We start from the raw sequence: 21,129 nt of genomic DNA on the forward strand, positions 1-21,129 counted from the left end.
GCCTCCGCTCGAAGCGCGGCCGGGAGCTTTTCTAGACCTCCGCGGCCACCGGCTTCTCGTCGGCCTTCACCGAGCTGCTCTTCAGGGCGACTTCCTTGATGAACAGGGTCACCACGAAGGCCAGCAGCGCGAACGGCGCCGAGTAGAGGAAGACATCGGCGACACCGTGTCCGTACGCGTCCTCCATGACCGTACGGATCGGGGCCGGCAGCTTGTCCATGTCGGGGATGCCGCCGCCCGTGCCGCCCTTGCCCATGGCGCCCGCGGCCTTCGGACCGAGCTCGGCCAGGCCTTCCTTGACGTAGCTCGTGACCCGGTGGGCCATGACCGCGCCGAGCGCCGAGACACCGATCGCACCGCCCAGGGAGCGGAAGAAGGTGACGACGGAGGAGGCGGCACCGAGGTCGGCCGGGGCCACCTGGTTCTGGGTGCAGAGCACCAGGTTCTGCATCATCATGCCGAGGCCGAGGCCGAGGAGCGCCATGAACAGCGCGATGTGCCAGTACGCCGTGTCGTAGCGGATCGTGCCGAGCAGGCCGAGACCGCCCGCGGCGAGCGCGCCGCCGCTGACCAGCCACGCCTTCCACTTGCCGGTCTTGGTGATGACCAGACCGGAGACGGTGGAGGAGACGAACAGGCCCGCGATCATCGGGATGGTGAGGACGCCGGACATCGTCGGCGACTCGTTCCGTGCCAGCTGGAAGTACTGGCTGAAGAAGACCGTGCCGGCGAACATCGCGACACCCACGAAGAGCGAGGCGAGCGAGGCCAGGGTGATCGTGCGGTTGCGGAAGAGACGCAGCGGGATGATCGGCTCGCTGGCCTTCGACTCGACGAGCAGGAAGATCCCGCCGAGCGCGATCGCGCCGAGCACCATGGCGGCGGTCTGCCAGGACATCCAGTCGTACTTGTCGCCCGCGAAGGTGACCCAGATGAGGAGCAGGGAGACGGCGGCGCTGATGAAGAAGGCGCCGGCCCAGTCGACCTTGACCTTGCGCTTCACGACGGGGAGCTTGAGCGTCTTCTGCAGGACGACCAGAGCGATGAACGCGAAGGGCACGCCGACGTAGAAGCACCAGCGCCAGCCGAGCCACTCGGTGTCGGTGATGACGCCGCCGAGCAGCGGGCCGCCGACGGTGGCGACGGCGAAGGTCGCGCCGAGGTAGCCGCTGTACCGGCCGCGCTCACGCGGGGCGATCATCGCGGCCAGGATGATCTGGGAGAGGGCGGTCAGACCGCCGACGCCGATGCCCTGCACGACGCGGCAGGCGATGAGCATGCCGGTGCTCTGCGAGAGACCGGCGACGATCGAGCCCGCCACGTAGATGATCAGGGCTATCTGGACGAGCAGCTTCTTGGAGAAGAGGTCCGCGAGCTTGCCCCAGAGCGGGGTGGTCGCGGTCATCGAGAGCAGCGCGGCGGTGACCACCCAGGTGTAGGCGGACTGGCCGCCGCCCAGGTCGGTGATGATCTGGGGGAGGGCGTTGGAGACGATCGTCGAGGACAGGATGGCGACGAACATGCCGAGCAGCAGCCCGGACAGCGCCTCCATGATCTGCTTGTGCGTCATCGGGGCGCCGCCGGAGGCGGTGTCCCCCTGCTTGGCGCTCCCGCCGCTCACACCGGTCTCTGGTGTGGTGGTCGTAGCCATCAACTTCCTTCGTTCTCAAGCGTGGTGGGCCCGGCAGTCCCCGAAGGAATCGCGGAGGCGGGCGAGCAGGGTGGTGAGCAGTTCGACGTCGTCGTCGGACCACTCCGCGAGGGTGCGGGCGAGCATGTCGGTCAGCCGTCGGTCGAGGACGGCGAGCATGTCTTCGCCCGCCCGGGTCAGGTGGAGGATGCGGGAGCGTTTGTCGGCGGGGTCGGGCAGGCGCTCGACCCAGCCGCGGTCCACGGTGTGGGCCACGTGTCGGCTGCTGACCGACATGTCGACGGCCATCAGTTCGGACACCCGGCCCATCCGCATGTCGCCGTGATGGTTGAGCAGGGCGAGGACGATGGCGGATCCGCTGGGGCACTCGGTGGGCAGGACCCGCGCGAGCCCGCGCTTCACCGCTCCGATGGCGCTCACCTGGCGGGCGAGGTTCTCGTATCGATTGCCCCGGTCCATCGAGCCGTCCATCGAGCCGTCCATCGGGCACTCCGTAGATGTTGTTGCTTAGGGCAACCATAGAGATCGATGGTTGCTCCAGGCAAACTAAATCGGTCAAACGGCGCTAAAGAATAGGCAAAGGTGGAGCGGGGGTGCGGGGCGTGCCCGCACGTGTGGAGGTAGGGGTACGGGGCTTGGGCGCGTCACCCGTACTTCGCTAGGGTCCTGACCCATGGCACACAACCCCCAAGCACCGTACGGCCAGGGCCAGGGCCCCGAGGGCTCCTACGACCCCGCCGGCAGCACCCAGATGTTCCGCGCCTTCGTCGATGAGGGCGCCCCGCAGCAGCGGCAGCCGCAGGTCGCGGCCACGTCGTCGGGCGGCCCGAAGGTCGGCCTGATCGTGGGCGTGGTCGCGGTGATCGTCGTTCTGGCGGCCGTCGCCTGGCTGGCCCTGGGCTGACCGCCCCGTCCTTCACCGAGCCCCGGGTGGGCCGGATCCGCGTCACGCGGACCCGGCCCACCTTTTCGTTGTCCTACCGCGGGGTGACGGAGTCCAGCGCGGGCGCGAGCACCGCGAAGGCCTCCCCGATCAGCGTGGTCGGGTCCTCCGCGCTCTTCGCGCCCTCCCCCTCGCTCCACCGGCGCAGCACGGCGTCGAACGCGGCCAGCGCCATGCCCGCGGCCAGCCGGGGGTAGAGGTCGGCCCCGGGGTCGCGCCCCAGGCGGGCCGCCAACTCCTCCGTCAGTTCCTCGCGCCACTGCGCCTGGTGTTCCAGGAAGCGGGCGAGCAGTGCGGGGGTCCGCAGGATCAGCCGGACCACCGGAAGGGCGCGCTCGGCGTGATCGCCACACGTCTTCAGGGGTACGGAGACGGCGTGCAGGAGTGCCCCGGAGGGGCGCTCTCCGGCGGGCCGGGCCGCGAGCCCCACGCGCATGTCGGCGCCCATGCCGGCCAGGAACTGGACGACCACGTCCTCCTTGGACGCGAAGTACCGGAAGAAGGTCCGCTTGGAGACCCCGGCGGTGGTCGCGATCTCGTCGACTGTGACCGCGTCGAAGCCCTTGAGGGCGAGCAGCTGGAGGGCCGCCTCGGTGAGCTCGGTCGCGACGAGCTGACGTTTGCGCTGGGCCAGGCTGACAGGGCCGGCGTCGGGGCGGGTACTCACCGGGGAATGGTAACGCGGTGACTTCGATGACACCAAGGCCCCTTGGCGGCATTCAGATGCATGCTTGACACTCGGTGACACAAACGGCAGCGTGTGTCGCATGACCAAGAAGCAGAGCTGGACCGCCGACCTGATCCCGGACCAGACCGGGCGGCTCTTCGTCGTCACCGGGGCCAACAGCGGTCTCGGCCTCGCCACCACCCGGGAGCTCGCCCGCCGGGGCGGTCGTGTGATCCTCGCCGTACGCGACGAGGAGAAGGGCCGCCGGGCCGCCGACGAGCTCGTGGCGGCCGGAGTCGCGCCGGACCTCCTCGACGTACGCCCGCTCGATCTGGCCGACCTCGACTCGGTACGTGCCTTTGCGGGCCGGATGCGCGAGGAGCACGCCCGCCTGGACGTGCTCGTCAACAACGCGGGCGTGATGGCCCCGCCCCGCACCCTCAGCCCCCAGGGTCACGAGCTCCAGTTCGCCACCAACCACCTCGGCCACTTCGCGCTCACCGGGCTGCTGCTCGATCTGCTCGCCGCGGGGCGCGACTCCCGGGTGGTCACGGTCAGCTCGATCAACCACCGGCAGGGCCGCCTCCGCTTCGACGACCTCGCCGGCGAGCGCGGCTACGCGCCCATGGCCTTCTACAACCAGTCGAAGTTCGCCAACGCCGTCTTCGGGCAGGAGCTCCACCGACGCCTGACCGAGGCCGGCAGCCCGGTCCGCGGGGTGCTCGCCCACCCTGGCTACACCGCCACCCGGCTCCAGACCCGGGACACCTCCGGCCTCCTGCGATGGGCCTTCAGTCACCTCGGCAACCCGCACTTCGCCCAGAGCCCGGAGCGGGGCGCGCTGCCGCAGCTGTACGCGGCGACCGAACCAGGCCTGGCGGGAGGCGAGTTCATCGGCCCCGACGGCCTGGCCGAACTGCGCGGCGCACCGACTCGCGTACGCCTCTCCGACGCGGCGGCCGACCCCGGGACGGGCCGCAGGCTGTGGGACCTCTCGGAACGCCTCACCGAGGTGCGCTTCCCCGTCACTGCCAGCTAGCGGAGACCTTCCGGGTGTCGATCCGCATTCCCAGCGGCACCCGCCAGGAGTCCACGCACACGGTGTACGTCTCCGTCCGCGCCGCCCCGGCGGCGATCGGCGCGGGCAGCGGCTGGGTGGACGTGAGCGTCGCCCAGTCGATGCCGAGGGCCCCGATGACGTGGGTGGCGAAGGTGACCGTGCCCGAACGGGCCGCCGTTCCCCCGCTGTTCCGGAAGGAGACGGTCACCTTCTCGCACCAGCGCCGGTCCCCGTCGGCGAGGACGGGCGCGGAGACGGTGACCACGGCGGGCCCGGGTGCGGGCGTGGGCGGGGGGACCGGGGTGGGAGAGGGGGCGGGGGTGCCGGTGCCGGGCTCGGAGGGCGGAGTGGAGGGCGTACGGGGAGGGGTGCCGGTGCCGGAACCCGGAGGCGTACTGCCGGAGCCGGTGCCGGAGCCAGTGCCGCCCGGCGTGGTCGTCGGAGCCGTGGCGGACCCCGTACCCGTACTCGATCCCGTACCCGTACCCGTACCCGTACCCGTACTCGACCCGGTACTCGATCCCGGTCCCGAACCCGTATCCGTACCGGAAGACCCGGACGTGCCCGTGGGCGCCGTGTCTCCGCCCGCCGGCGGCGGCATGGGCGGCGTTTCCGGAGCCGGCGAGGGTGAGGACGTGCTGGACGTGTCTCCGCTCGTCGTCGGGCCGTCCAGGGGCACCAGCGTGACCGCGCCCGAGGGGGTGCCCGCGACTCCCGGGGAGGGGCCGGCGCCCACCGCCGCGTACCCCTCGCCGTCTCCTCCGCCGCCACAGGCGGTCAGCGCTCCGCCGAGGCAGAGCGCCACCGCCACGAGTCCCGGCTTCCTTCGCCTCATGGTCGCCAGTGTGGCTGACGATCCGTCAGGAAGGGAGTCCTTCGGGAAACTCAGTCCGCGATGAGGCCCTCGCGCAGCTGGGCGAGGGTGCGCGTGAGCAGCCGCGAGACGTGCATCTGGGAGATGCCGACCTCCTCGCCGATCTGCGACTGGGTCATGTTGGCGAAGAAGCGCAGCATGATGATCTGCCGCTCCCGGGGCGGGAGTTTGGCGAGCAGCGGCTTGAGCGACTCGCGGTATTCGACGCCTTCGAGCGCCGTGTCCTCGTAGCCGAGGCGGTCGGCGAGCGAGCCCTCGCCGCCGTCGTCCTCCGGGGAGGGGGAGTCGAGCGAGGAGGCGGTGTACGCGTTGCCGACGGCGAGGCCGTCGACGACGTCCTCCTCCGACACCCCGAGCACGGCGGCGAGTTCGGGCACGGTGGGGGAGCGGTCGAGCTTCTGGGCGAGCTCGTCGCTGGCCTTGGTGAGGGCGAGGCGCAGCTCCTGGAGCCGGCGCGGGACGCGCACCGACCACGAGGTGTCGCGGAAGAAGCGCTTGATCTCACCGACGACCGTCGGCATCGCGAACGTCGGGAACTCCACGCCCCGTTCGCAGTCGAAGCGGTCGATCGCCTTGATCAGGCCGATGGTGCCGACCTGGACGATGTCCTCCATCGGCTCGTTGCGGGAGCGGAAGCGGGCCGCCGCGTACCGCACGAGGGGGAGGTTGAGCTCGATGAGGGTGTCGCGGACGTAGGTCCGCTCCGGGCTGTCGGCGGCGACGCCTTCGGTGTCGAGGGCGCGCAGCCTCAGGAAGAGGGAGCGGGAGAGGGTGCGGGTGTCGAGGGCTCCCGACGTGACGACCATCGGCGGAGGCGCGGTCTCCGCGCTCTCGGCCGCGGTCGGCGCCGTCGTCTGCGTGGGCACGGGAACGGGCGTGAGCGTGAGCACCTTCGAGCTGCCCAGTTCTGTGGACATGCCACCCCCTTGAGGTCGCGGACGGTCGCGGTGGCCGCGACCATCTGAGGAACGCAGCCTCCACCTGAATACCGGCGGGGGGGCTGCGGCAAACTCGGTTCCAGCAGAATGTCACATGTCGGCAACACGCTGTAGTGACTTGTCGACAAGGTGAGGGTGTATATCCGCAGGAAACAAGGGGTGTACGGCATTTGGGGCGCCGCAGAACTGCTCCGAACCGGTCTACCCGATCCGGTTACGCCTCGATTCTGTTTGCGGATCTCAAACGCGCGAAGCTGCGGGCGAGGAGCCTTGACACATGCATCTGGGAGACACCGAGTTCCTGGCTGATCTGAGACTGGGTCAGGTTGCTGTAGTAGCGCAGCATCAGAATCCGCTGCTCCCGCTCGGGCAGTTGTACGAGCAGATGCCGGACGAGGTCGCGGTGCTCGACGCCGGCCAGGGCCGGGTCCTCGTAGCCGAGCCGGTCGAGCAGCCCGGGCAGCCCGTCGCCCTCCTGTGCGGCCTCCAGGGAGGTCGCGTGGTACGAGCGTCCGGCCTCGATGCAGGCGAGCACCTCGTCCTCGCCGATCCGCAGCCGCTCGGCGATCTCCGCCGTCGTGGGGGAGCGGCCGTGGGCGGTCGTGAGGTCCTCGGTGGCGCCGTTCACCTGGACCCAGAGCTCGTGCAGCCGGCGGGGCACGTGCACGGTGCGGACGTTGTCGCGGAAGTACCGCTTGATCTCGCCGACGACGGTCGGCATGGCGAAGGTCGGGAACTGGACGCCGCGGTCGGGGTCGAAGCGGTCGATGGCGTTGATGAGGCCGATGGTGCCGACCTGGACGACGTCCTCCATCGGCTCGTTGCGGGAGCGGAAGCGGGCCGCCGCGTACCGGACGAGCGGGAGGTTGGCCTCGATGAGGGCCCCGCGCACCCGGTGGTGCTCGGGGGTGCCCGGCTCCAGGTTCTTGAGCTGCCCGAAGAGCACCTGGGTGAGGGCGCGGGTGTCGGCGCCGCGGGTGCTCTGGGGCCGGGGGCGGGGGGTCTCCGCGCCGCCCGCCTCGTGCTGGGGCGGGACCTGAGGCGCTGTACTGGCCGGCACGTTCACGCCACCCCTTTGGCTGGTCTTGCTGGTCGACTGGGTCAACTACGGTCAACTCATCCGTCAAAAGCGGTCATAGCATCACAAGACATGTCCACTGTGTGCAAGCACCGCATAGCCACGTGTTGAGGGCATGTTGGCGGAAAAAGGGGAGGTCACGCACGGATTCGCGGACGAAATAGGCCCCCCACCTCGACGGTGGAGGGCCTGAGGGGCATCTGGTCGATCCCCGGCGCGGAACGGACTAGAACGCGTAGTCCGCGATCACCCAGGTGGCGAACTCGCGCCACTGGGCGACGCCCGCCTGGTGCGCGGGGTGGTCCAGATAGCGCTGGAGCGCGTCCGTGTCCTCGACGGCCGAGTTGATGGCGAAGTCGTACGCGATCGGCCGGTCCGTGATGTTCCAGTCGCACTCCCAGAAGCGGAGCTCCGGGATCTGGCCGCCGAGCGCGCGGAACGCCTCGACACCGGCGACGACACGCGGCTCGTCACGCGTGACACCGTCGTTGAGCTTGAAGAGGACCAGATGGCGGATCACGAAGGGCTCCTAGTTGATGAGTTCGGTCATGAACTCGCCGACACCCTGGGCGGCGCTGGAAATGCCCTCGAACCCTACCTGTACGAGATCGGCCGCCCGAGCCGGGGACGTGACGATCGTGTACAGCACAAAGACCACGACCGCGTACAGCGCGACCTTCTTCGCTTGCACCATTGCCCAGCCCTCCCCTGTTCCCCCGCTTGTTCCCCCGCCGTACGACCGCGCCACTCTAACCGAGCCTTTATGGACCAAGGGCCCGGAGATCGAGGCCTTTTGCCGCCCCCCGGAAGAGTGACGGGCGAGCAGTATGGATGTCGAGCCCGGAGGATCTGGCAGGAATCCGAAGGGCTCCTGGAACCGGCCCGCACTGCGGGGTCCGCGCCGCGAGCTTCCCCCCTGACCGCGGCGCAGGACTTGGAGGACCGGTTCTCATCGGGGGGAGCGGCTTGTCCCCCCGATGCCGCTCCCCCCGTCCTAGCTCCCGTCCCCACGGAAGAAGGCCCCGGCCGCGCCCCCGAGCGCGCCGGGGCCTTTTCCGTGCGGGCACGAGGGTGCTGGGGGGCTACGGGGATGCGCCGAAGCGGATACGCCGAAGGGCCCGGTGCAATGCACCGGGCCCTTCGATCGAAGCGGTAGCGGAGGGATTTGAACCCTCGGTGACTTGCGCCACACTCGCTTTCGAGGCGAGCTCCTTCGGCCGCTCGGACACGCTACCGAGAGAGAGCTTAGCCGAAACTCGGGCTGCGATGAAATCCGTATCCCGTGGCAGGTCAGCGGGTGCGGAAGAAGGCCGTGAGCTGCTCCGCGCACTCCTCGCCGAGCACGCCCTGGATCACCTCGGGGCGGTGGTTGAGCCGGCGGTCCCGTACGAGGTCCCAGAGCGAACCGGCCGCGCCCGCCTTCTCGTCCGGCGCGCCGAACACCACCCGCTCGACCCGCGACTGGACGAGCGCGCCCGCGCACATCACGCACGGCTCCAGGGTCACGACCAGCGTGCAGCCCGGCAGGCGCCACTCCCCGGTCGCCGCGGCCGCCCGGCGCAGGGCGAGCACCTCGGCGTGCGCGGTGGGGTCGCCGGTCGCCTCCCGCTCGTTGTGCCCGCGGGCGATCACGGCGCCGTCGGGGCCGAGCACGACCGCGCCGACCGGTACGTCACCGGCCGGCACGGCCGCGTCGGCCTCGGCGAGAGCGAGCCGCATGGCGTCCCGCCAGGGGTCCCGAACGGGGTCGGGCGCAGGTACGACAGGTACAGCACGGGCCACTAGCGGACGGCCTCCAGGACCTCGGCGGCCCCCAGCGCGTCCGCGATCTCCGCGAGCGCGTCGCTGTCGAGCGCCAGCAGATCGGCCGGGGACATGCCGAGGTCCGCCAGGATCAGCCGGTCGCCGACCGGAGCGGCCGGCACGGCCTCGGCGGCGACGCTCGTCTCCTCGTCGTCGTCGTCCGAGTCGCCGTCGAGCGGCTCCCCGTCCTCCGTACCGTCCAGGTCCAGCGACTCGAGCTCGTCGACGATGTCGTCCAGGTCGTCGCCGAGGATCTCCCGGGTGAGGATCTCCCCGTACGAGGAACGGGCGGCGGCGGCGCCGTCCGAGACGTAGATGCGAGGGTCTTCCTCACCCTCGATCCGTACGATCCCGAACCACGCGTCCTCCTGCTCGATGAAGACGATCACCGTGTCGTCGTCCGAGGCCTCGCGGGCGAGCTCGGTCAGATCCGACAGGGTCTCCACGTCGTCGAGCTCCGTGTCGCTCGCTTCCCACCCGTCTTCGGTGCGCGCGAGCAGTGCGGCGAAGTACACCTGACTCTCTCCCACTGATCAGAGGTGTGACGATCCGGCGGTGCGTTCCTGGCCCCGCCCAATCGGCATCGTGACAGATACGGCGCCCACAGGAGAGGTCTTCGGCTCTTGCGTCGTGCATCAGTCTGAACGACGCCGCCATAGGGCGGGCGTGCGACCCCGGCGCACGCGGGGGGCGCACAAGGGGTCCCTGACGGGCTCCTCACCAGCGGAAGGTCCGCATCCGCATGGCCTGGCGCATCCGGGCCGCCCGCGCGCGTCTGGGCTGTACGCGCTCGCGCAGCGCCTTGGCCTCGCCCAGTTCGCGGAGGAACTGGGCGCGGCGCCTGCGGCGCTCCGCGTCCGTCTCCGGTGCCGGTGTCCGGGCCGCCCGATCGGCGGCGCCCTCGGCCGGTTCTTCCAGGTCGGGCATCGGCCACTCCACCCCGTCGCAGGGTCCCCGTGTCCCCACCTTCCCCCAGTGGCGAGGGTCGACGCCAGTGCGCGGCGGGCTACTGTTGGGTCATGCGTCTCCACGTCGTCGATCACCCGCTGGTCGCCCACAAGCTCACCACGCTGCGCGACAAGCGCACGGATTCCGCGACCTTCCGTCGGCTCGCCGACGAGCTGGTCACCCTGCTCGCCTACGAGGCCACCAGGGACGTCCGGACCGAGCAGGTCGACATCGAGACCCCCGTCACGCCCACGACCGGCGTGAAGCTGTCGTACCCGCGTCCGCTGGTGGTCCCGATCCTGCGCGCCGGGCTCGGCATGCTCGACGGCATGGTCCGACTGCTCCCGACCGCCGAGGTCGGCTTCCTGGGCATGATCCGCAACGAGGAGACGCTGGAGGCGTCGACCTACGCCACGCGGATGCCGGAGGACCTGTCGGGCCGCCAGGTGTACGTCCTCGACCCGATGCTGGCGACCGGCGGCACGCTCGTCGCGGCGATCCGGGAGCTCATCAAGCGCGGCGCCGACGATGTGACCGCGGTCGTGCTCCTCGCCGCCCCGGAGGGCGTCGAGATCATGGAGCGCGAGCTCGCGGGCACCCCCGTCACCGTCGTGACGGCCTCGGTCGACGAGCGTCTCAACGAGAACGGCTACATCGTTCCGGGCCTGGGCGACGCGGGCGACCGCATGTACGGCTCCGCCGAATAGCGGGCTGTCGGCTCCGCCGAACAGCGGGCTGCGGCTCCGCCGAATAACAGGCTGTCGGCTCCGCCGAACAGCGGGCTGCGGCTCCGCCGGACGGCAGAGCCGCTCTAACTCCTCAGCACTTTCCGGTCGGTACGGGCGCGGGCTTGGTCAGGGCGACCAGGGCCGCGTCCGCCGTCGCTTTCGGGGCCAGGTTCTTGAACGCGGTCCCGATGATCAGGTCCACGTCCGCCGTGCCCCGGGTGTCCGTCTTGGTCGTGGCGCCCTTGAGTTGGGTGCCGAGGACCGGGAAGGCGCCCTTGGTGGCGGTCGTGGCGCCGAGCAGCAGGCCGGTGCCGGGGACCTTCTTGTCGTAGGCGGTGGGTGCGTTCCCCACCTTGCCGATCTTGAAGCCGCGTTTCTTGAGCTCGTCCGCGGTCGTCCTGGCGAGCCCGCCGCGCGGGGTCGCGTTGTAGACGTTGACCGTGATCTGGGCGGGCTTGGGGAGGGCGGCGGCGGGTGCGGTCGTCGCCTTGGCGACGGGTTTGCAGTCGGTCTGGTTGCCGGCCGTCGTCTTCTTGCCCTCGTCGCCCGAGAAGACGTCGACGAGCTGGAGCGTGCCCCAGCCGGCCGCGCCGAGCACGACCACGGCGGCCGCGGCCGCGAGGACGATCCTGCGACGGCGCCGCGGGCGGCGCATGCGGGGGTAGATGTCCCCTGTGATGCGGTACTTTCCGCCCATTCCGGGGGGAGTGAGCATGCTCATGAACGCAGCGTAATGCCGCCCGTCGGCGATGCCTACTTGATGATCATGTGATCGCGTCCGGATGGGGGCGAACTGACCCCGAAAGGGTCAGCGAGTACGGTGCCGGTCGGCGCCGTCTCAGTCCATTTCCAGGACGCGGGCGTGCAGCACCTGGCGCTGCTGGAGCGCCGCGCGGACGGCGCGGTGCAGTCCGTCCTCGAGGTAGAGATCGCCCTGCCACTTCACGACGTGCGCGAAGAGGTCGCCGTAGAACGTGGAGTCCTCGGCGAGCAGCGTCTCCAGGTCCAGCTGGCCCTTGGTGGTGACCAGCTGATCGAGGCGGACCGGGCGCGGGGCGACGTCCGCCCACTGCCGGGTGCTTTCCCGGCCGTGGTCGGGATACGGCTTTCCGTTTCCGATGCGCTTGAAGATCACACGGAAAGCCTACCGGGCGAGCGGCTCCCGGCGCAGCCATGCACGGGCAGTGGGATGCTGGTGCGAACCGTGACAAACCGGAATTGGGGTGCCGTGATGAGCGTGAGCGAGCAGCCACCGGCCGCTGCCGAGGGAGCCCAGGAGCCCGAGGGAGCCCAGGCGGTTCCCGCCGCCCAGGAGCCCGGGGCGGCCCAGTCGACCGCCCCGGCCGGCGCCCTGCCCGGCCCCGCCGCCGAGATCGCCGCCGGGTACGCCTTCGAGGGGGCGGCACTCGATCTGGGGGCACTGCTCTGGGACGGTGTCTGTCACCCGGACGCGCCGATCCGTATCCCGCTGCCCGTGCTCAACCGGCACGGTCTGGTCGCCGGCGCCACCGGCACCGGAAAGACGAAGACGCTCCAGCTGATCGCCGAGCAGCTCTCGGCGAACGGCGTGCCGGTCTTCCTCGCCGACATCAAGGGCGACGTCTCCGGCGTCTCGGCCCCCGGCGAGGACGGCGAGAGGGTCCGGGAGCGGGCCGCCCAGGTCGGCCAGGAGTGGCGGGCGACGGGCTTCCCCTGCGAGTTCTACGGGCTCGGCGGGACCGGCCCCGGTATCCCGGTGCGCGCCACGGTGACCAGTTTCGGCCCCGTACTCCTCTCGAAGGTGCTCCAGCTCAACCAGACGCAGGAGCAGTCGCTCGGCCTGATCTTCCACTACGCCGACTCCAAGGGTCTGGAGCTGGTGGACCTCAAGGATCTCCGGGCGGTGGTGGCCTTCCTGGTCTCGGACACCGGGAAGGCCGAGCTCAAGGGGATCGGCGGTCTCTCGACGGTGACGGCCGGGGTGATCCTGCGGTCGATCACGGCCTTCGAGCAGCAGGGCGCGGGGGGCTTCTTCGGGGAGCCGGAGTTCGACACGGCCGAGTTCCTGCGGACGGCGGCGGACGGGCGCGGGATCGTCTCGGTCCTGGAGCTGCCCGCGGTGCAGGACAAGCCGCAGCTCTTCTCGACCTTCCTGATGTGGATGCTGGCGGATCTCTTCAACGACCTTCCGGAGGTCGGCGATCTGGAGAAGCCGAAGCTGGTCTTCTTCTTCGACGAGGCGCATCTGCTGTTCAGCGGTGCGTCGAAGGCGTTCCTGGCGTCGATCACCCAGACCGTGCGGCTGATCCGCTCGAAGGGTGTCGGCGTGTTCTTCGTGACGCAGACGCCGAAGGACGTGCCCTCGGACGTGCTCGCGCAGCTCGGCAACCGGGTGCAGCACGCGCTGCGCGCCTTCACCCCGGACGACGCCAAGGCCCTGAAGGCGACGGTACGGACGTTCCCGAACTCGCCGTACGACCTGGAGGAGGTCCTCACGGGCCTCGGCACGGGTGAGGCGGTGGTCACCGTACTGAGCGAGAAGGGTGCCCCGACCCCGGTGGCGGCGACCCGGCTGCGGGCGCCGCAGTCGCTGATGGGTCCGATCGACGCGGCCGCCCTGGACGCGGCGGTGAAGGGCTCCCCGCTCCACGGGCGGTACGCGGAGGCGGTGGACCGCGAGTCGGCGTACGAGAAGCTGACGGCCGAGCAGCGGGCGGCGGAGGCGGCGGCGCTACAGGCGGCGGCCGCGAAGGAGGCCGAGAAGGCAGAGAAGGCGGAGAAGCCGGGTGGAGCGAGGGCTCCGAAGCCGGAGCCCTCGCTCGCCGAACAGGTGGTGGGCAGTGGGATCTTCAAGTCCCTGGCGCGGTCGGTCGGTACCCAGCTGGGCCGGGAGATCAGCCGCTCGATCTTCGGTACTGCCCGCCGTAGGAGGTGACAGGACCGACAGGACTACTGCGTGACCTCCAGGACTACTGCGTGACCTCGTCGTGGTCGCTGTGCAGGCCGCCGCCGCTGCTCTCGCCGCCCGTGGCCGGCGTGGAGACGACCGGCTTGCGCAGGGACGAGATGTCGTGGGCGTAGGTGCCCACGGCGTTGGCGATGACGGCGATGTTGGCGTTGAAGGCCTTCATGTCGATGTTCTTCAGGTCGTCGCCCTTGGCGTGGTAGTTCACGTCGTACGCGACGCCCGCCGTGCCGCCGAACTTGGCTGCCTGGGCAGCGGTCTTGATGCCCTCGGCGCCGGTGAAGGTGCCGCCGGAGGGGATGCCGACCTTGATGAACGGGCCGTAGTCGGAGCGGCCGGAGAAGTCGGTGCCCTCGTGCGGGAGCCCGCGCTGGTCCATGAAGTCGGCGATGTCGCGCTCCAGCTGGGCGGAGCCCGTGGGGCCCGCGCCCTCGCCGACGTTGTCCGAGTTGTCGCCGTCGTACACGAACAGGCCGTAGTTCGGCGAGGCGATCATGTCGAAGTTGAGGTAGAGCTTGATCTCGCTCTTGTCGAGCGCGGTGAGGTTCTTGACGTAGTGGTCGGAGCCGAGGAGGCCGTTCTCCTCGGCCGACCACCAGGCGAAGCGGACCTTGTTGCGGACCTTGTCCTTCGACTTGGCGAGTTCCAGGGCGGTCTGGAGGAGACCGGCGGAGCCGGAGCCGTTGTCGTTGATGCCGGGGCCCGCGGTGACGGAGTCGAGGTGCGAGCCGAGCATCACGGTGTTGGCGGCGTTGCCGCCCTTGGTCTCCGCGATGACGTTGTTGGTGACGCGCTTCTCCTGGAGCTGGCGGATCTCGAAGGAGAGGTTCACCGGGCCCTTGGCGAGGTCGGCGGCGAGCTTCTCGCCCTCGGCCAGGCTGATGCCACCGGTCGGGATCTTGCCCGCGGCCGGGTCGCTGAGGGTGCCGGAGAGGATGCCCTCGACGTTGTTGTAGACGATCGCGCCGGCGGCGCCGGCCGCTGCGGCCTGCTCCTGCTTGATCGCGAAGGAGCAGCCACCGCGCTTGATGAGCGCGACCTTTCCGGTGAAGGCGCCGGCGGCGTAGTCGCCCGGCTCGCAGCCGGTGGTGCCGTCGGCGTCTACGGGCACGGCGGCCAGACCGGCCTTGATGCCGCCGACCGGGGTGGACTTGGTGTACGTCATCGCCCGGATCTCGAGGGTGCGCGGCGCGGGCGTCACCACGGAGACCTTCTCGGCGAGCGTCTCGGTGTAGATGAAGTCGAACTGCTCGTACGAGACGTCGTAGCCGGCCTTCTTGAGCTGCTGGTACACGTACGCGGCCGAGGCGTCGTGTCCGAGCGTTCCGGCCGCGCGGTTGCCGCCGGCCGAGTCGGCTATCGCCTGGAACTTCTGCAGGTGCTTGTAGGCGTCCTGGCCAGTGGTTTCGCGGACCAGCTTCTTCGCCAGCCTGGCGGCATCGCGGGCGGGTGCGGCCGTGGGGTCCTTCACCGCGGTGGCGGGGGAGGCGAGGACCAGGGGGGTGGCGAGGGCGGCGGCGGCCAGAATGGCCGCGGCTCGGCGCTGGGTAGCGTTCACAGAAGTCCTTCCCGTTACGGACGAGGTTGAGGGGAAGTTAGCGATCAGCAGGGCATCCTGTGAACACCTTCTCCACAATTCCTGTCACATAGAGCAGGATTGAAATCTGGAATTATCAATTCCCTGCTGTTTTGGTCTCCTTGGCGGCTTTCGCCGCTTTCGCCGCCGCCTTCATCTCCTGCTTGTGGGCCCGCACCTTCGCCAGCGACTCCGGACCCGTGATGTCGGCGGCCGAGCGGTACGCGCCCTGCTCGCCGTACGCACCCGCCGCCTCCCGCCAGCCCGTCGGCCGTACCCCGTACTGCTTGCCCAGCAGGGCCAGGAAGATCTGCGCCTTCTGCTTCCCGAAGCCGGGCAGCGCCTGGAGCCGCGCGAGCAGCTCCTTCCCGGTCGCCGCGTCCGCCCAGACGGCCTCGGCATCGCCCCCGTACTCCTCGACGAGGAACGCGCACAGTTGCTGTACGCGCTGGGCCATCGACCCCGGGTAACGGTGCACGGCGGGCTTCTCGGAGAGCAGCGCGGCGAACTCCTCCGGGTCCCGGGCGGCGATCTCGTGCGCGTCGAGATCGTCCGCGCCGAGCCGCGAGGCGATGGTGTACGGCCCGGAGAAGGCCCACTCCATCGGCACCTGCTGGTCGAGGAGCATGCCGACGAGCGCGGCGAGCGGGGACCGGCCGAGCAGCGCGTCGGCGTCCGCCTGCTGGGCGAGACGGATCTCCGGGTGGGAGGAGGGGGCGGGGCTCTTGGACACGGGACTCATGTCTCGATCATCCCGCCCGGGCGGGGCGCCCGCCCGGTGGACTCACCCCTTCGCGAAGCCGTCCAGGGCGGCGAGGATCAGCTGCCGGGTCTCCTCGCCGCCCAGGTGACCGGCGCTCTCGACCACGTGCAGCCGGGCGTCCGGCCACGCGCGGGACAGCTGCCAGGCGGTGTCGAGCGGCCCGCCCATGTCGAGCCGGCCGTGGATCAGGACGCCGGGGATGCCGGCGAGCCGGTGGGCGTCGCGGATCAGGGCGCCCTCCTCCAGCCAGGCGCCGTGCGCGAAGTAGTGCGAGCAGATCCGGACGAAGCCGAGCCGGGCGTCGTCGACGCGGTCGGTGTACGGGGTGCCCTGGCCCTCCATCGAGAGGACCGCGTCCTCCCAGCCGCACCAGTCGGCCGCGGCCTTCTCCCGTACGGCCCGGTCGGGATGGTTCATGAGGGCGGCGTACGCACCGACGAGGTCCGCGGCCGCGCCGGCAGCGGTCCCGCCGCCCCCTGCTCCGTCGCCCCCTGCTCCGTCGACGCCCGCTCCGCCGACCCCTGCTCCGCCGATCCCGGCTCCGTCGATCCCCGCCCGGAAGCGCTCGTGGGCCTCGGGGAAGAAACGGCCGACGCCCTCGTACAGCCAGGCCGTCTCGGAACGGCGGGTGGTCGTGACGGCCGCGATCACGATCTCCGTGACCCGCTCCGGGTACGCCTCCGCGTACGCCAGGATCAGGGTCGAGCCCCAGGAGCCGCCGTACAGCAGCCAGCGGTCGATCCCGAGGTGCTCCCGCAGCCGCTCCATGTCCGCGACCAGGTGCGCGGTGGTGTTCACACTCATGTCGGCGGCCGGGTCGCTCGCGTGCGGGGTGGAGCGCCCGCAGCCGCGCTGGTCGAAGAGGACGACCCGGTACGCCGCCGGGTCGAAGAGACGCCGGCTGCGCGGCGAGGACCCCGAGCCCGGCCCGCCGTGCACGACGAGCGCGGGCCTGCCCGCCGGGTTGCCGGAGACCTCCCAGTGGATGAGATTGCCGTCGCCCACGTCGAGCAGGCCCTGGTCGTACGGTGCGGTCTCGGAGTACATCCGCCCGAGGCTACCGACCCTTGACGCGCACCGCCGGGTCCTCGCACCACTCCAGGAGCGAGGCCCACTCCCCGTACCCCGAGTCGGGGTTGAGGTGCGCGCCGCCCGGGACGTGGTCCGTGTCGAGGCCGAGCGGGGTGCCGTAGTGGACGTCGGCGCCCTCGGGGCAGTACGGGTCCCCGTCCCCGTACACGAGTCGTGCCCGTACGCCCTTCTCCGCCAGGTCCAGCCCTTCGGCGAAGGCGGCGATCGCGGGGATCGACGCGGTCACCGGCGGGGAGGGCGGGGCGACGAGCAGCACCCGGTCGGCGAGCGGCCTGCGCGCGCCCGCCCGCAGCCACAGCAGCACCGACAGGCTGTGCGCGAGCACCACGAACTCGCCCCCGGCCGGCCGCTCCCCGTGCTCCTCCAGGGCCGCGAGCCAGTCCGCGAGCACGGGCGCGTCCGGTTCCGGCAGCTGCGGATGGCGCACCTCGTGGCCGCGCGCCCGCAGCTCCCCGGCGAGCCAGTGCTGCCAGTGGCCGGGGGGACGGTGGTTCTGGAAGCCGTGCAGGATCAGGAACGTCTTGGAATCGCTCGTCATGGCGTGATCGTGCGCTCGTCGGAAGGGCCCGGTCCAGATAGTTTCAGTGGGTGGACGGAGCAAGGGAAGACGGGCCGTCGGGGCAGTTCGACGGGGTGGAGTTCGGGGCTGAGTTCGGGGCGGCGCTGGACGGAGTGCGGGTCGTCGGCATGGGCGAGTCCACGCACGGTACGGCGGAGTTCTTCCGTCTCAAGCACCGGATCTTCGAGTACCTGGTGGTCGAGCACGGCTTCCGGACGTTCGCGATGGAAGCCAGCGCGTCCGCCGGGCCCGCCGTCGACGCGTACGTCAGGGGCGGCGCCGGCGACGGGGCGGCCGTCCTGACCGGCCTCGGTTTCTGGGTCTGGCGGACCCGGGAGGTCCTGGACCTCCTGGAGTGGATGCGGGACTACAACCGGGGACGCCCCCGCGCGGAGCAGGTCGGTTTCGTGGGCATCGACCCGCAGCGGTGCGGGGCGTCGCTCGCGCACTTCGGGGAGGAGCGGGCCGGGGTCCTCGCGGCGCTGGCGGAGGCCTACCCGGGCCAACTCCCGGAGCGCCGGGAGGAACTGCTCACGGCGGCGAAGGCCCTGGAGGCCGGGGTGCGGGGGTCCGGGGAGATCCCCGAGGCCGGAGGGCATGAGGCCCTGGAGGCGGCCGGTCGGGCGTCCGCCGAGGACCGGCGTCATGCCCGCATCCTGCTGAGGGCGGCCGACGTGGTCACCCGTGAGCCCGGCGCGGAAATGTGGCGGGCCAGGGACGGTTTCATGGCCGACGGGGTCGACGAGGCCGTGGCCGCCGGCGGCGGCGCCGGGGTCGCGGTCTGGGCCCACAACGGCCACATCGGCGTCCGGGGCGCCGCGCTCGGGGCCCGGCTGCGGGAGCGGTACGGATCCGCGTACTACGCACTCGGCCTGGTCTTCGGCGAGGGCGCCTTCCGGGCCCGCCGGATGTGGCCCGGGCCGTGGCGCCCGCGCGTGAAGCGGCCCTCGCCCGTGGCTGTGAACCGGCTCGGGCCCGCCCGCGAGGGCACGCTCGAAGCGCTCCTCGCGGCACGGGCGCCGGGCACGCACCTGGTGGACCTGCGGTCCCGCGCGGACGAGCCGTGGGTGACGGAGACGCACCTCACCCGCACCCACGGGGCGTACGTCTCCCGCCTCACCTACCGCTGGAACGTCGCGCCGACGGTGCCGGGCGCCGAGTACGACGGTCTGGCGTACGTCCCCGTCTCGACGCCCTCACGGCCCTTGTGATCCCCGGGGCGCCTCAGCCGCCCACGTACTCCCGCAGGTGGCGGGCCGTCAGGGTGTCGCCCTTCTCGACCAGTTGGGCGGGTGTGCCCTCGAAGACGATCAGGCCGCCGTCGTGGCCCGCGCCCGGGCCGAGGTCGATCAGCCAGTCGGCGTGGGCCATGACGGCCTGGTGGTGCTCGATCACGACGACCGTGTTGCCGGCCTCGACGAGGCGGTCGAGGAGGGCGAGGAGCTTGTCGACGTCGGCGAGATGGAGGCCGGTGGTGGGTTCGTCGAGGACGTAGACGGCGCCCTTCTCCGCCATGTGGATGGCGAGCTTGAGCCGCTGGCGCTCGCCGCCGGAGAGGGTGTTGAGGGGCTGCCCGAGGCGGAGGTAGCCGAGGCCGACGTCCTTGAGGCGACCGAGGATCGTGCGGGCCTGGCTCTTCGCCGAGAGGGCCGTGAAGAAGTCGTACGCCTCCTCGATCGACAGGGACAGGACCTCGTGGATGTTCTTGCCGTTCAGCTCGTACGTGAGCACCTCGGGCGTGAACCGCTTGCCCTCGCACTCCTCGCAGACCGAGGCGACGCCCGCCGCGATGGCCAGGTCGGTGTAGACGAGCCCGAGGCCGTTGCAGCGGGGGCAGGCGCCCTCCGAGTTGGCGCTGAAGAGGGCCGGCTTGACGCCGTTGGCCTTGGCGAAGGCCGTACGGATCGGGCCGAGGAGCCCCGTGTACGTCGCCGGGTTCGAGCGGCGCGAACCGCGGATGGGGGACTGGTCGGCGACGACGACCCCCTCGCGGCCCGGCAGGTTGCCGTGGATGAGGGAGGACTTGCCGGATCCCGCCACGCCCGTGACGACGGTCAGGACCCCGGTCGGGATCTCGACACTGACGTCCTTCAGGTTGTGCTGCGTGGCGCCGGTGATGCTCAGGGCGCCGGTGGGGACGCGTACCTCCGTGCGGAGCTTGGCGCGGTGCGCGAGGTGGTTGCCGGTGAGGGTGCCGGAGGTGCGCAGACCGGGAACGTTTCCGCTGTAGCAGATCTCGCCGCCGGCGGTCCCGGCGCGCGGGCCGAGGTCGACGACGTGGTCGGCGATCTCGATGACCTCGGGCTTGTGCTCGACGACGAGGACGGTGTTGCCCTTGTCGCGCAGCCGCAGGAGCAGGTCGTTCATGCGCCGGACGTCGTGCGGGTGCAGCCCGGTGGTCGGCTCGTCGAAGACGTACGTGATGTCGGTGAGCGGGGAACCGAGGTGGCGGACCATCTTCACGCGCTGGGCCTCGCCGCCGGAGAGCGTGCCGGAGGACCGGTCGAGGGAGAGGTAGCCGAGGCCGATCTCGACGAGCGAGTCGAGGAGTTCGCGCAGGCCGGCGAGGAGCGGGGCGACGGAAGGGTCCTCGATCCGGCGGACGAACGCGGCGAGGTCGCTGATCTGCATCGCCGAGCACTCGGCGATGTTCACCCCGTCGATACGGGAGGACAGCGCGGCCCGGGTGAGGCGGGCGCCCTCGCACTCGGGGCAGGTGCCGAAGCCGACGGCCCGGTCGACGAAGGCCTTGATGTGGGCCTGGAGGGACTCGCGGTCCTTGGCGAGGAAGAGCCGCTGGACCTTGGGCACCAGGCCCTCGTAGGTGAAGGAGTTGCTGCCGACCTTCACCTTGCAGGAGGGCTTGTGGAGGAAGTCCTCCCACTCCCGCTCGGTGAAGTCGGCGAGCTTCTTGTCGGGGTCGTAGAAGCCGGACTCGGCCATGATCCGCCAGTACCAGGAGTCCACGGCGAAGTTGGGGACGGTGATCGCGCCCTCGTTCAGGCTCTTCTCGCGGTCCACGAGCTGGTCGACGTCGATGTCCGAGATCTCGCCGGCGCCCTCGCAGCGGGGACACATGCCCTCGGGCAGGTTGAAGCTGAACGCTCCCGAGGTGCCGATGTGCGGGGTGCCGAGGCGGCTGAAGACGATCCGCAGCATCGTGTACGCGTCGGTCGCGGTGCCCACGGTGGAGCGGGAGTTGGCGCCCATCCGCTCCTGGTCGACGACGATCGCGGCGCTGAGGTTGTGGAGTCCGTCGACGTCGGGGCGGGCGAGCGACGGCATGAAGGACTGCAGGAAGGCGCTGTAGGTCTCGTTGATCAGGCGCTGCGACTCGGCGGCGATGGTGCCGAAGACGAGGGACGACTTCCCGGAGCCGGAGACCCCGGTGAAGACGGTGAGGCGGCGTTTGGGGAGGTCGACGTCGACGTTCCTGAGGTTGTTCTCCCTGGCCCCGCGGACCTGGATGACGTGGTGGCTGTCCGCTGCGACGGGGTGGTTCATG

The 21,129-nt window shown here is 70.9% G+C and carries 23 protein-coding genes and 1 tRNA gene; 5 read left to right on the forward strand and 19 right to left on the reverse strand.

What is annotated here, in order from left to right; all coding sequences use genetic code 11:
- Nucleotides 1-31: 31 nt before the first annotated feature.
- Nucleotides 32-1,651 carry an MDR family MFS transporter gene (locus tag OG462_RS23035; RefSeq protein WP_406060306.1) on the reverse strand — a complete coding sequence of 540 codons (1,620 nt, stop codon included), beginning with the start codon at nucleotides 1,649-1,651 and terminating at the stop codon, nucleotides 32-34.
- A 15-nt stretch (nucleotides 1,652-1,666) separates the two neighbouring features.
- Nucleotides 1,667-2,110 carry a MarR family winged helix-turn-helix transcriptional regulator gene (locus tag OG462_RS23040; RefSeq protein WP_406066670.1) on the reverse strand — a complete coding sequence of 148 codons (444 nt, stop codon included), beginning with the start codon at nucleotides 2,108-2,110 and terminating at the stop codon, nucleotides 1,667-1,669.
- A gap of 214 nt (nucleotides 2,111-2,324) precedes the next feature.
- On the opposite strand from OG462_RS23040, the gene OG462_RS23045 reads away from it, so the two are divergent.
- A complete protein-coding gene (locus tag OG462_RS23045) occupies nucleotides 2,325-2,555 on the forward strand; it encodes a hypothetical protein (RefSeq protein WP_406060307.1) in 231 nt (76 codons plus the stop codon).
- Nucleotides 2,556-2,628: 73 nt separating this feature from the next.
- Here OG462_RS23045 and OG462_RS23050 read toward each other — a convergent pair whose 3' ends face one another.
- Nucleotides 2,629-3,261: a TetR family transcriptional regulator gene (locus OG462_RS23050; protein ID WP_406060309.1), complete on the reverse strand. Its 633-nt coding sequence runs from the start codon at nucleotides 3,259-3,261 to the stop codon at nucleotides 2,629-2,631.
- Between the two features lie 100 nt (nucleotides 3,262-3,361).
- Here OG462_RS23050 and OG462_RS23055 point away from each other — a divergent pair, with 100 nt between their 5' ends.
- On the forward strand, nucleotides 3,362-4,300 hold the full coding sequence (locus OG462_RS23055; RefSeq protein WP_406060311.1) for an oxidoreductase: 939 nt from the start codon (nucleotides 3,362-3,364) through the stop codon (nucleotides 4,298-4,300).
- On the opposite strand, the gene OG462_RS23060 is transcribed toward OG462_RS23055, so the two are convergent.
- From OG462_RS23060 to OG462_RS23100, 9 genes are all read right to left on the reverse strand, one after another.
- On the reverse strand, nucleotides 4,287-5,156 hold the full coding sequence (locus OG462_RS23060; RefSeq protein WP_406060313.1) for a hypothetical protein: 870 nt from the start codon (nucleotides 5,154-5,156) through the stop codon (nucleotides 4,287-4,289). The genes OG462_RS23055 and OG462_RS23060 overlap by 14 nt on opposite strands.
- Before the next feature lie 50 nt (nucleotides 5,157-5,206).
- Nucleotides 5,207-6,112 carry an RNA polymerase sigma factor SigF gene (locus tag OG462_RS23065; protein WP_406060314.1) on the reverse strand — a complete coding sequence of 302 codons (906 nt, stop codon included), beginning with the start codon at nucleotides 6,110-6,112 and terminating at the stop codon, nucleotides 5,207-5,209.
- A 235-nt stretch (nucleotides 6,113-6,347) separates the two neighbouring features.
- Nucleotides 6,348-7,193: an RNA polymerase sigma factor SigF gene (locus OG462_RS23070; protein WP_030318136.1), complete on the reverse strand. Its 846-nt coding sequence runs from the start codon at nucleotides 7,191-7,193 to the stop codon at nucleotides 6,348-6,350.
- Between the two features lie 244 nt (nucleotides 7,194-7,437).
- Nucleotides 7,438-7,731: a Dabb family protein gene (locus tag OG462_RS23075; RefSeq protein ID WP_406060316.1), complete on the reverse strand. Its 294-nt coding sequence runs from the start codon at nucleotides 7,729-7,731 to the stop codon at nucleotides 7,438-7,440.
- A gap of 9 nt (nucleotides 7,732-7,740) precedes the next feature.
- The gene (locus tag OG462_RS23080; protein WP_015034987.1) at nucleotides 7,741-7,905 is read right to left on the reverse strand and encodes a hypothetical protein; all 165 of its coding nucleotides are present in this window, start codon (nucleotides 7,903-7,905) and stop codon (nucleotides 7,741-7,743) included.
- A 456-nt stretch (nucleotides 7,906-8,361) separates the two neighbouring features.
- Nucleotides 8,362-8,446 (reverse strand) — tRNA-Ser (locus tag OG462_RS23085).
- A 55-nt stretch (nucleotides 8,447-8,501) separates the two neighbouring features.
- Nucleotides 8,502-8,930 carry a tRNA adenosine(34) deaminase TadA gene (gene tadA / locus OG462_RS23090; protein WP_406060318.1) on the reverse strand — a complete coding sequence of 143 codons (429 nt, stop codon included), beginning with the start codon at nucleotides 8,928-8,930 and terminating at the stop codon, nucleotides 8,502-8,504.
- Between the two features lie 62 nt (nucleotides 8,931-8,992).
- Nucleotides 8,993-9,529, reverse strand: coding sequence for a hypothetical protein (locus OG462_RS23095; RefSeq protein WP_406060320.1), 537 nt, complete (start codon nucleotides 9,527-9,529; stop codon nucleotides 8,993-8,995).
- 202 nt (nucleotides 9,530-9,731) lie between these two features.
- On the reverse strand, nucleotides 9,732-9,941 hold the full coding sequence (locus OG462_RS23100) for a hypothetical protein (protein ID WP_406060322.1): 210 nt from the start codon (nucleotides 9,939-9,941) through the stop codon (nucleotides 9,732-9,734).
- Nucleotides 9,942-10,033: 92 nt separating this feature from the next.
- On the opposite strand from OG462_RS23100, the gene upp reads away from it, so the two are divergent.
- Nucleotides 10,034-10,669: a uracil phosphoribosyltransferase gene (gene upp / locus OG462_RS23105; RefSeq protein WP_024756127.1), complete on the forward strand. Its 636-nt coding sequence runs from the start codon at nucleotides 10,034-10,036 to the stop codon at nucleotides 10,667-10,669.
- A gap of 112 nt (nucleotides 10,670-10,781) precedes the next feature.
- On the opposite strand, the gene OG462_RS23110 is transcribed toward upp, so the two are convergent.
- Together OG462_RS23110 and OG462_RS23115 are read right to left on the reverse strand one after the other, a co-directional pair.
- Entirely contained in the window at nucleotides 10,782-11,411 is a 630-nt protein-coding gene (locus OG462_RS23110) for a LytR C-terminal domain-containing protein (RefSeq protein WP_406060323.1), read from the reverse strand.
- Nucleotides 11,412-11,528: 117 nt separating this feature from the next.
- Nucleotides 11,529-11,825 (reverse strand): type II toxin-antitoxin system VapB family antitoxin, encoded by a 297-nt coding sequence (locus OG462_RS23115; protein ID WP_015034993.1) that lies wholly within the window; start codon nucleotides 11,823-11,825, stop codon nucleotides 11,529-11,531.
- Between the two features lie 96 nt (nucleotides 11,826-11,921).
- Between OG462_RS23115 and OG462_RS23120 the strand changes: the two genes are divergently transcribed.
- Nucleotides 11,922-13,604, forward strand: coding sequence for a helicase HerA-like domain-containing protein (locus OG462_RS23120; RefSeq protein ID WP_406060326.1), 1,683 nt, complete (start codon nucleotides 11,922-11,924; stop codon nucleotides 13,602-13,604).
- A gap of 34 nt (nucleotides 13,605-13,638) precedes the next feature.
- Here OG462_RS23120 and OG462_RS23125 read toward each other — a convergent pair whose 3' ends face one another.
- The 4 genes from OG462_RS23125 to OG462_RS23140 all read right to left on the reverse strand — a co-directional run bounded on the left by OG462_RS23125 (nucleotide 13,639) and on the right by OG462_RS23140 (nucleotide 17,603).
- Entirely contained in the window at nucleotides 13,639-15,192 is a 1,554-nt protein-coding gene (locus OG462_RS23125; protein ID WP_406060327.1) for a M28 family metallopeptidase, read from the reverse strand.
- 115 nt (nucleotides 15,193-15,307) lie between these two features.
- Nucleotides 15,308-15,952, reverse strand: a complete 645-nt coding sequence (locus OG462_RS23130; RefSeq protein WP_406060329.1) for an HhH-GPD-type base excision DNA repair protein — start codon at nucleotides 15,950-15,952, stop codon at nucleotides 15,308-15,310.
- Between the two features lie 42 nt (nucleotides 15,953-15,994).
- Entirely contained in the window at nucleotides 15,995-17,020 is a 1,026-nt protein-coding gene (locus OG462_RS23135) for an alpha/beta fold hydrolase (protein WP_406060331.1), read from the reverse strand.
- Nucleotides 17,021-17,030: 10 nt separating this feature from the next.
- The gene (locus OG462_RS23140) at nucleotides 17,031-17,603 is read right to left on the reverse strand and encodes an RBBP9/YdeN family alpha/beta hydrolase (protein ID WP_406060332.1); all 573 of its coding nucleotides are present in this window, start codon (nucleotides 17,601-17,603) and stop codon (nucleotides 17,031-17,033) included.
- Between the two features lie 50 nt (nucleotides 17,604-17,653).
- Between OG462_RS23140 and OG462_RS23145 the strand changes: the two genes are divergently transcribed.
- Nucleotides 17,654-18,835: an erythromycin esterase family protein gene (locus tag OG462_RS23145; RefSeq protein ID WP_406060334.1), complete on the forward strand. Its 1,182-nt coding sequence runs from the start codon at nucleotides 17,654-17,656 to the stop codon at nucleotides 18,833-18,835.
- Between the two features lie 13 nt (nucleotides 18,836-18,848).
- Here OG462_RS23145 and OG462_RS23150 read toward each other — a convergent pair whose 3' ends face one another.
- The gene (locus OG462_RS23150) at nucleotides 18,849-21,128 is read right to left on the reverse strand and encodes an ATP-binding cassette domain-containing protein (RefSeq protein WP_406060336.1); all 2,280 of its coding nucleotides are present in this window, start codon (nucleotides 21,126-21,128) and stop codon (nucleotides 18,849-18,851) included.
- Between the last annotated feature and the right edge of the window lies 1 nt (nucleotide 21,129).

Origin of the sequence: Streptomyces sp. NBC_01077, assembly GCF_045162855.1 — a bacterium.
Lineage (GTDB): Bacteria > Actinomycetota > Actinomycetes > Streptomycetales > Streptomycetaceae > Streptomyces.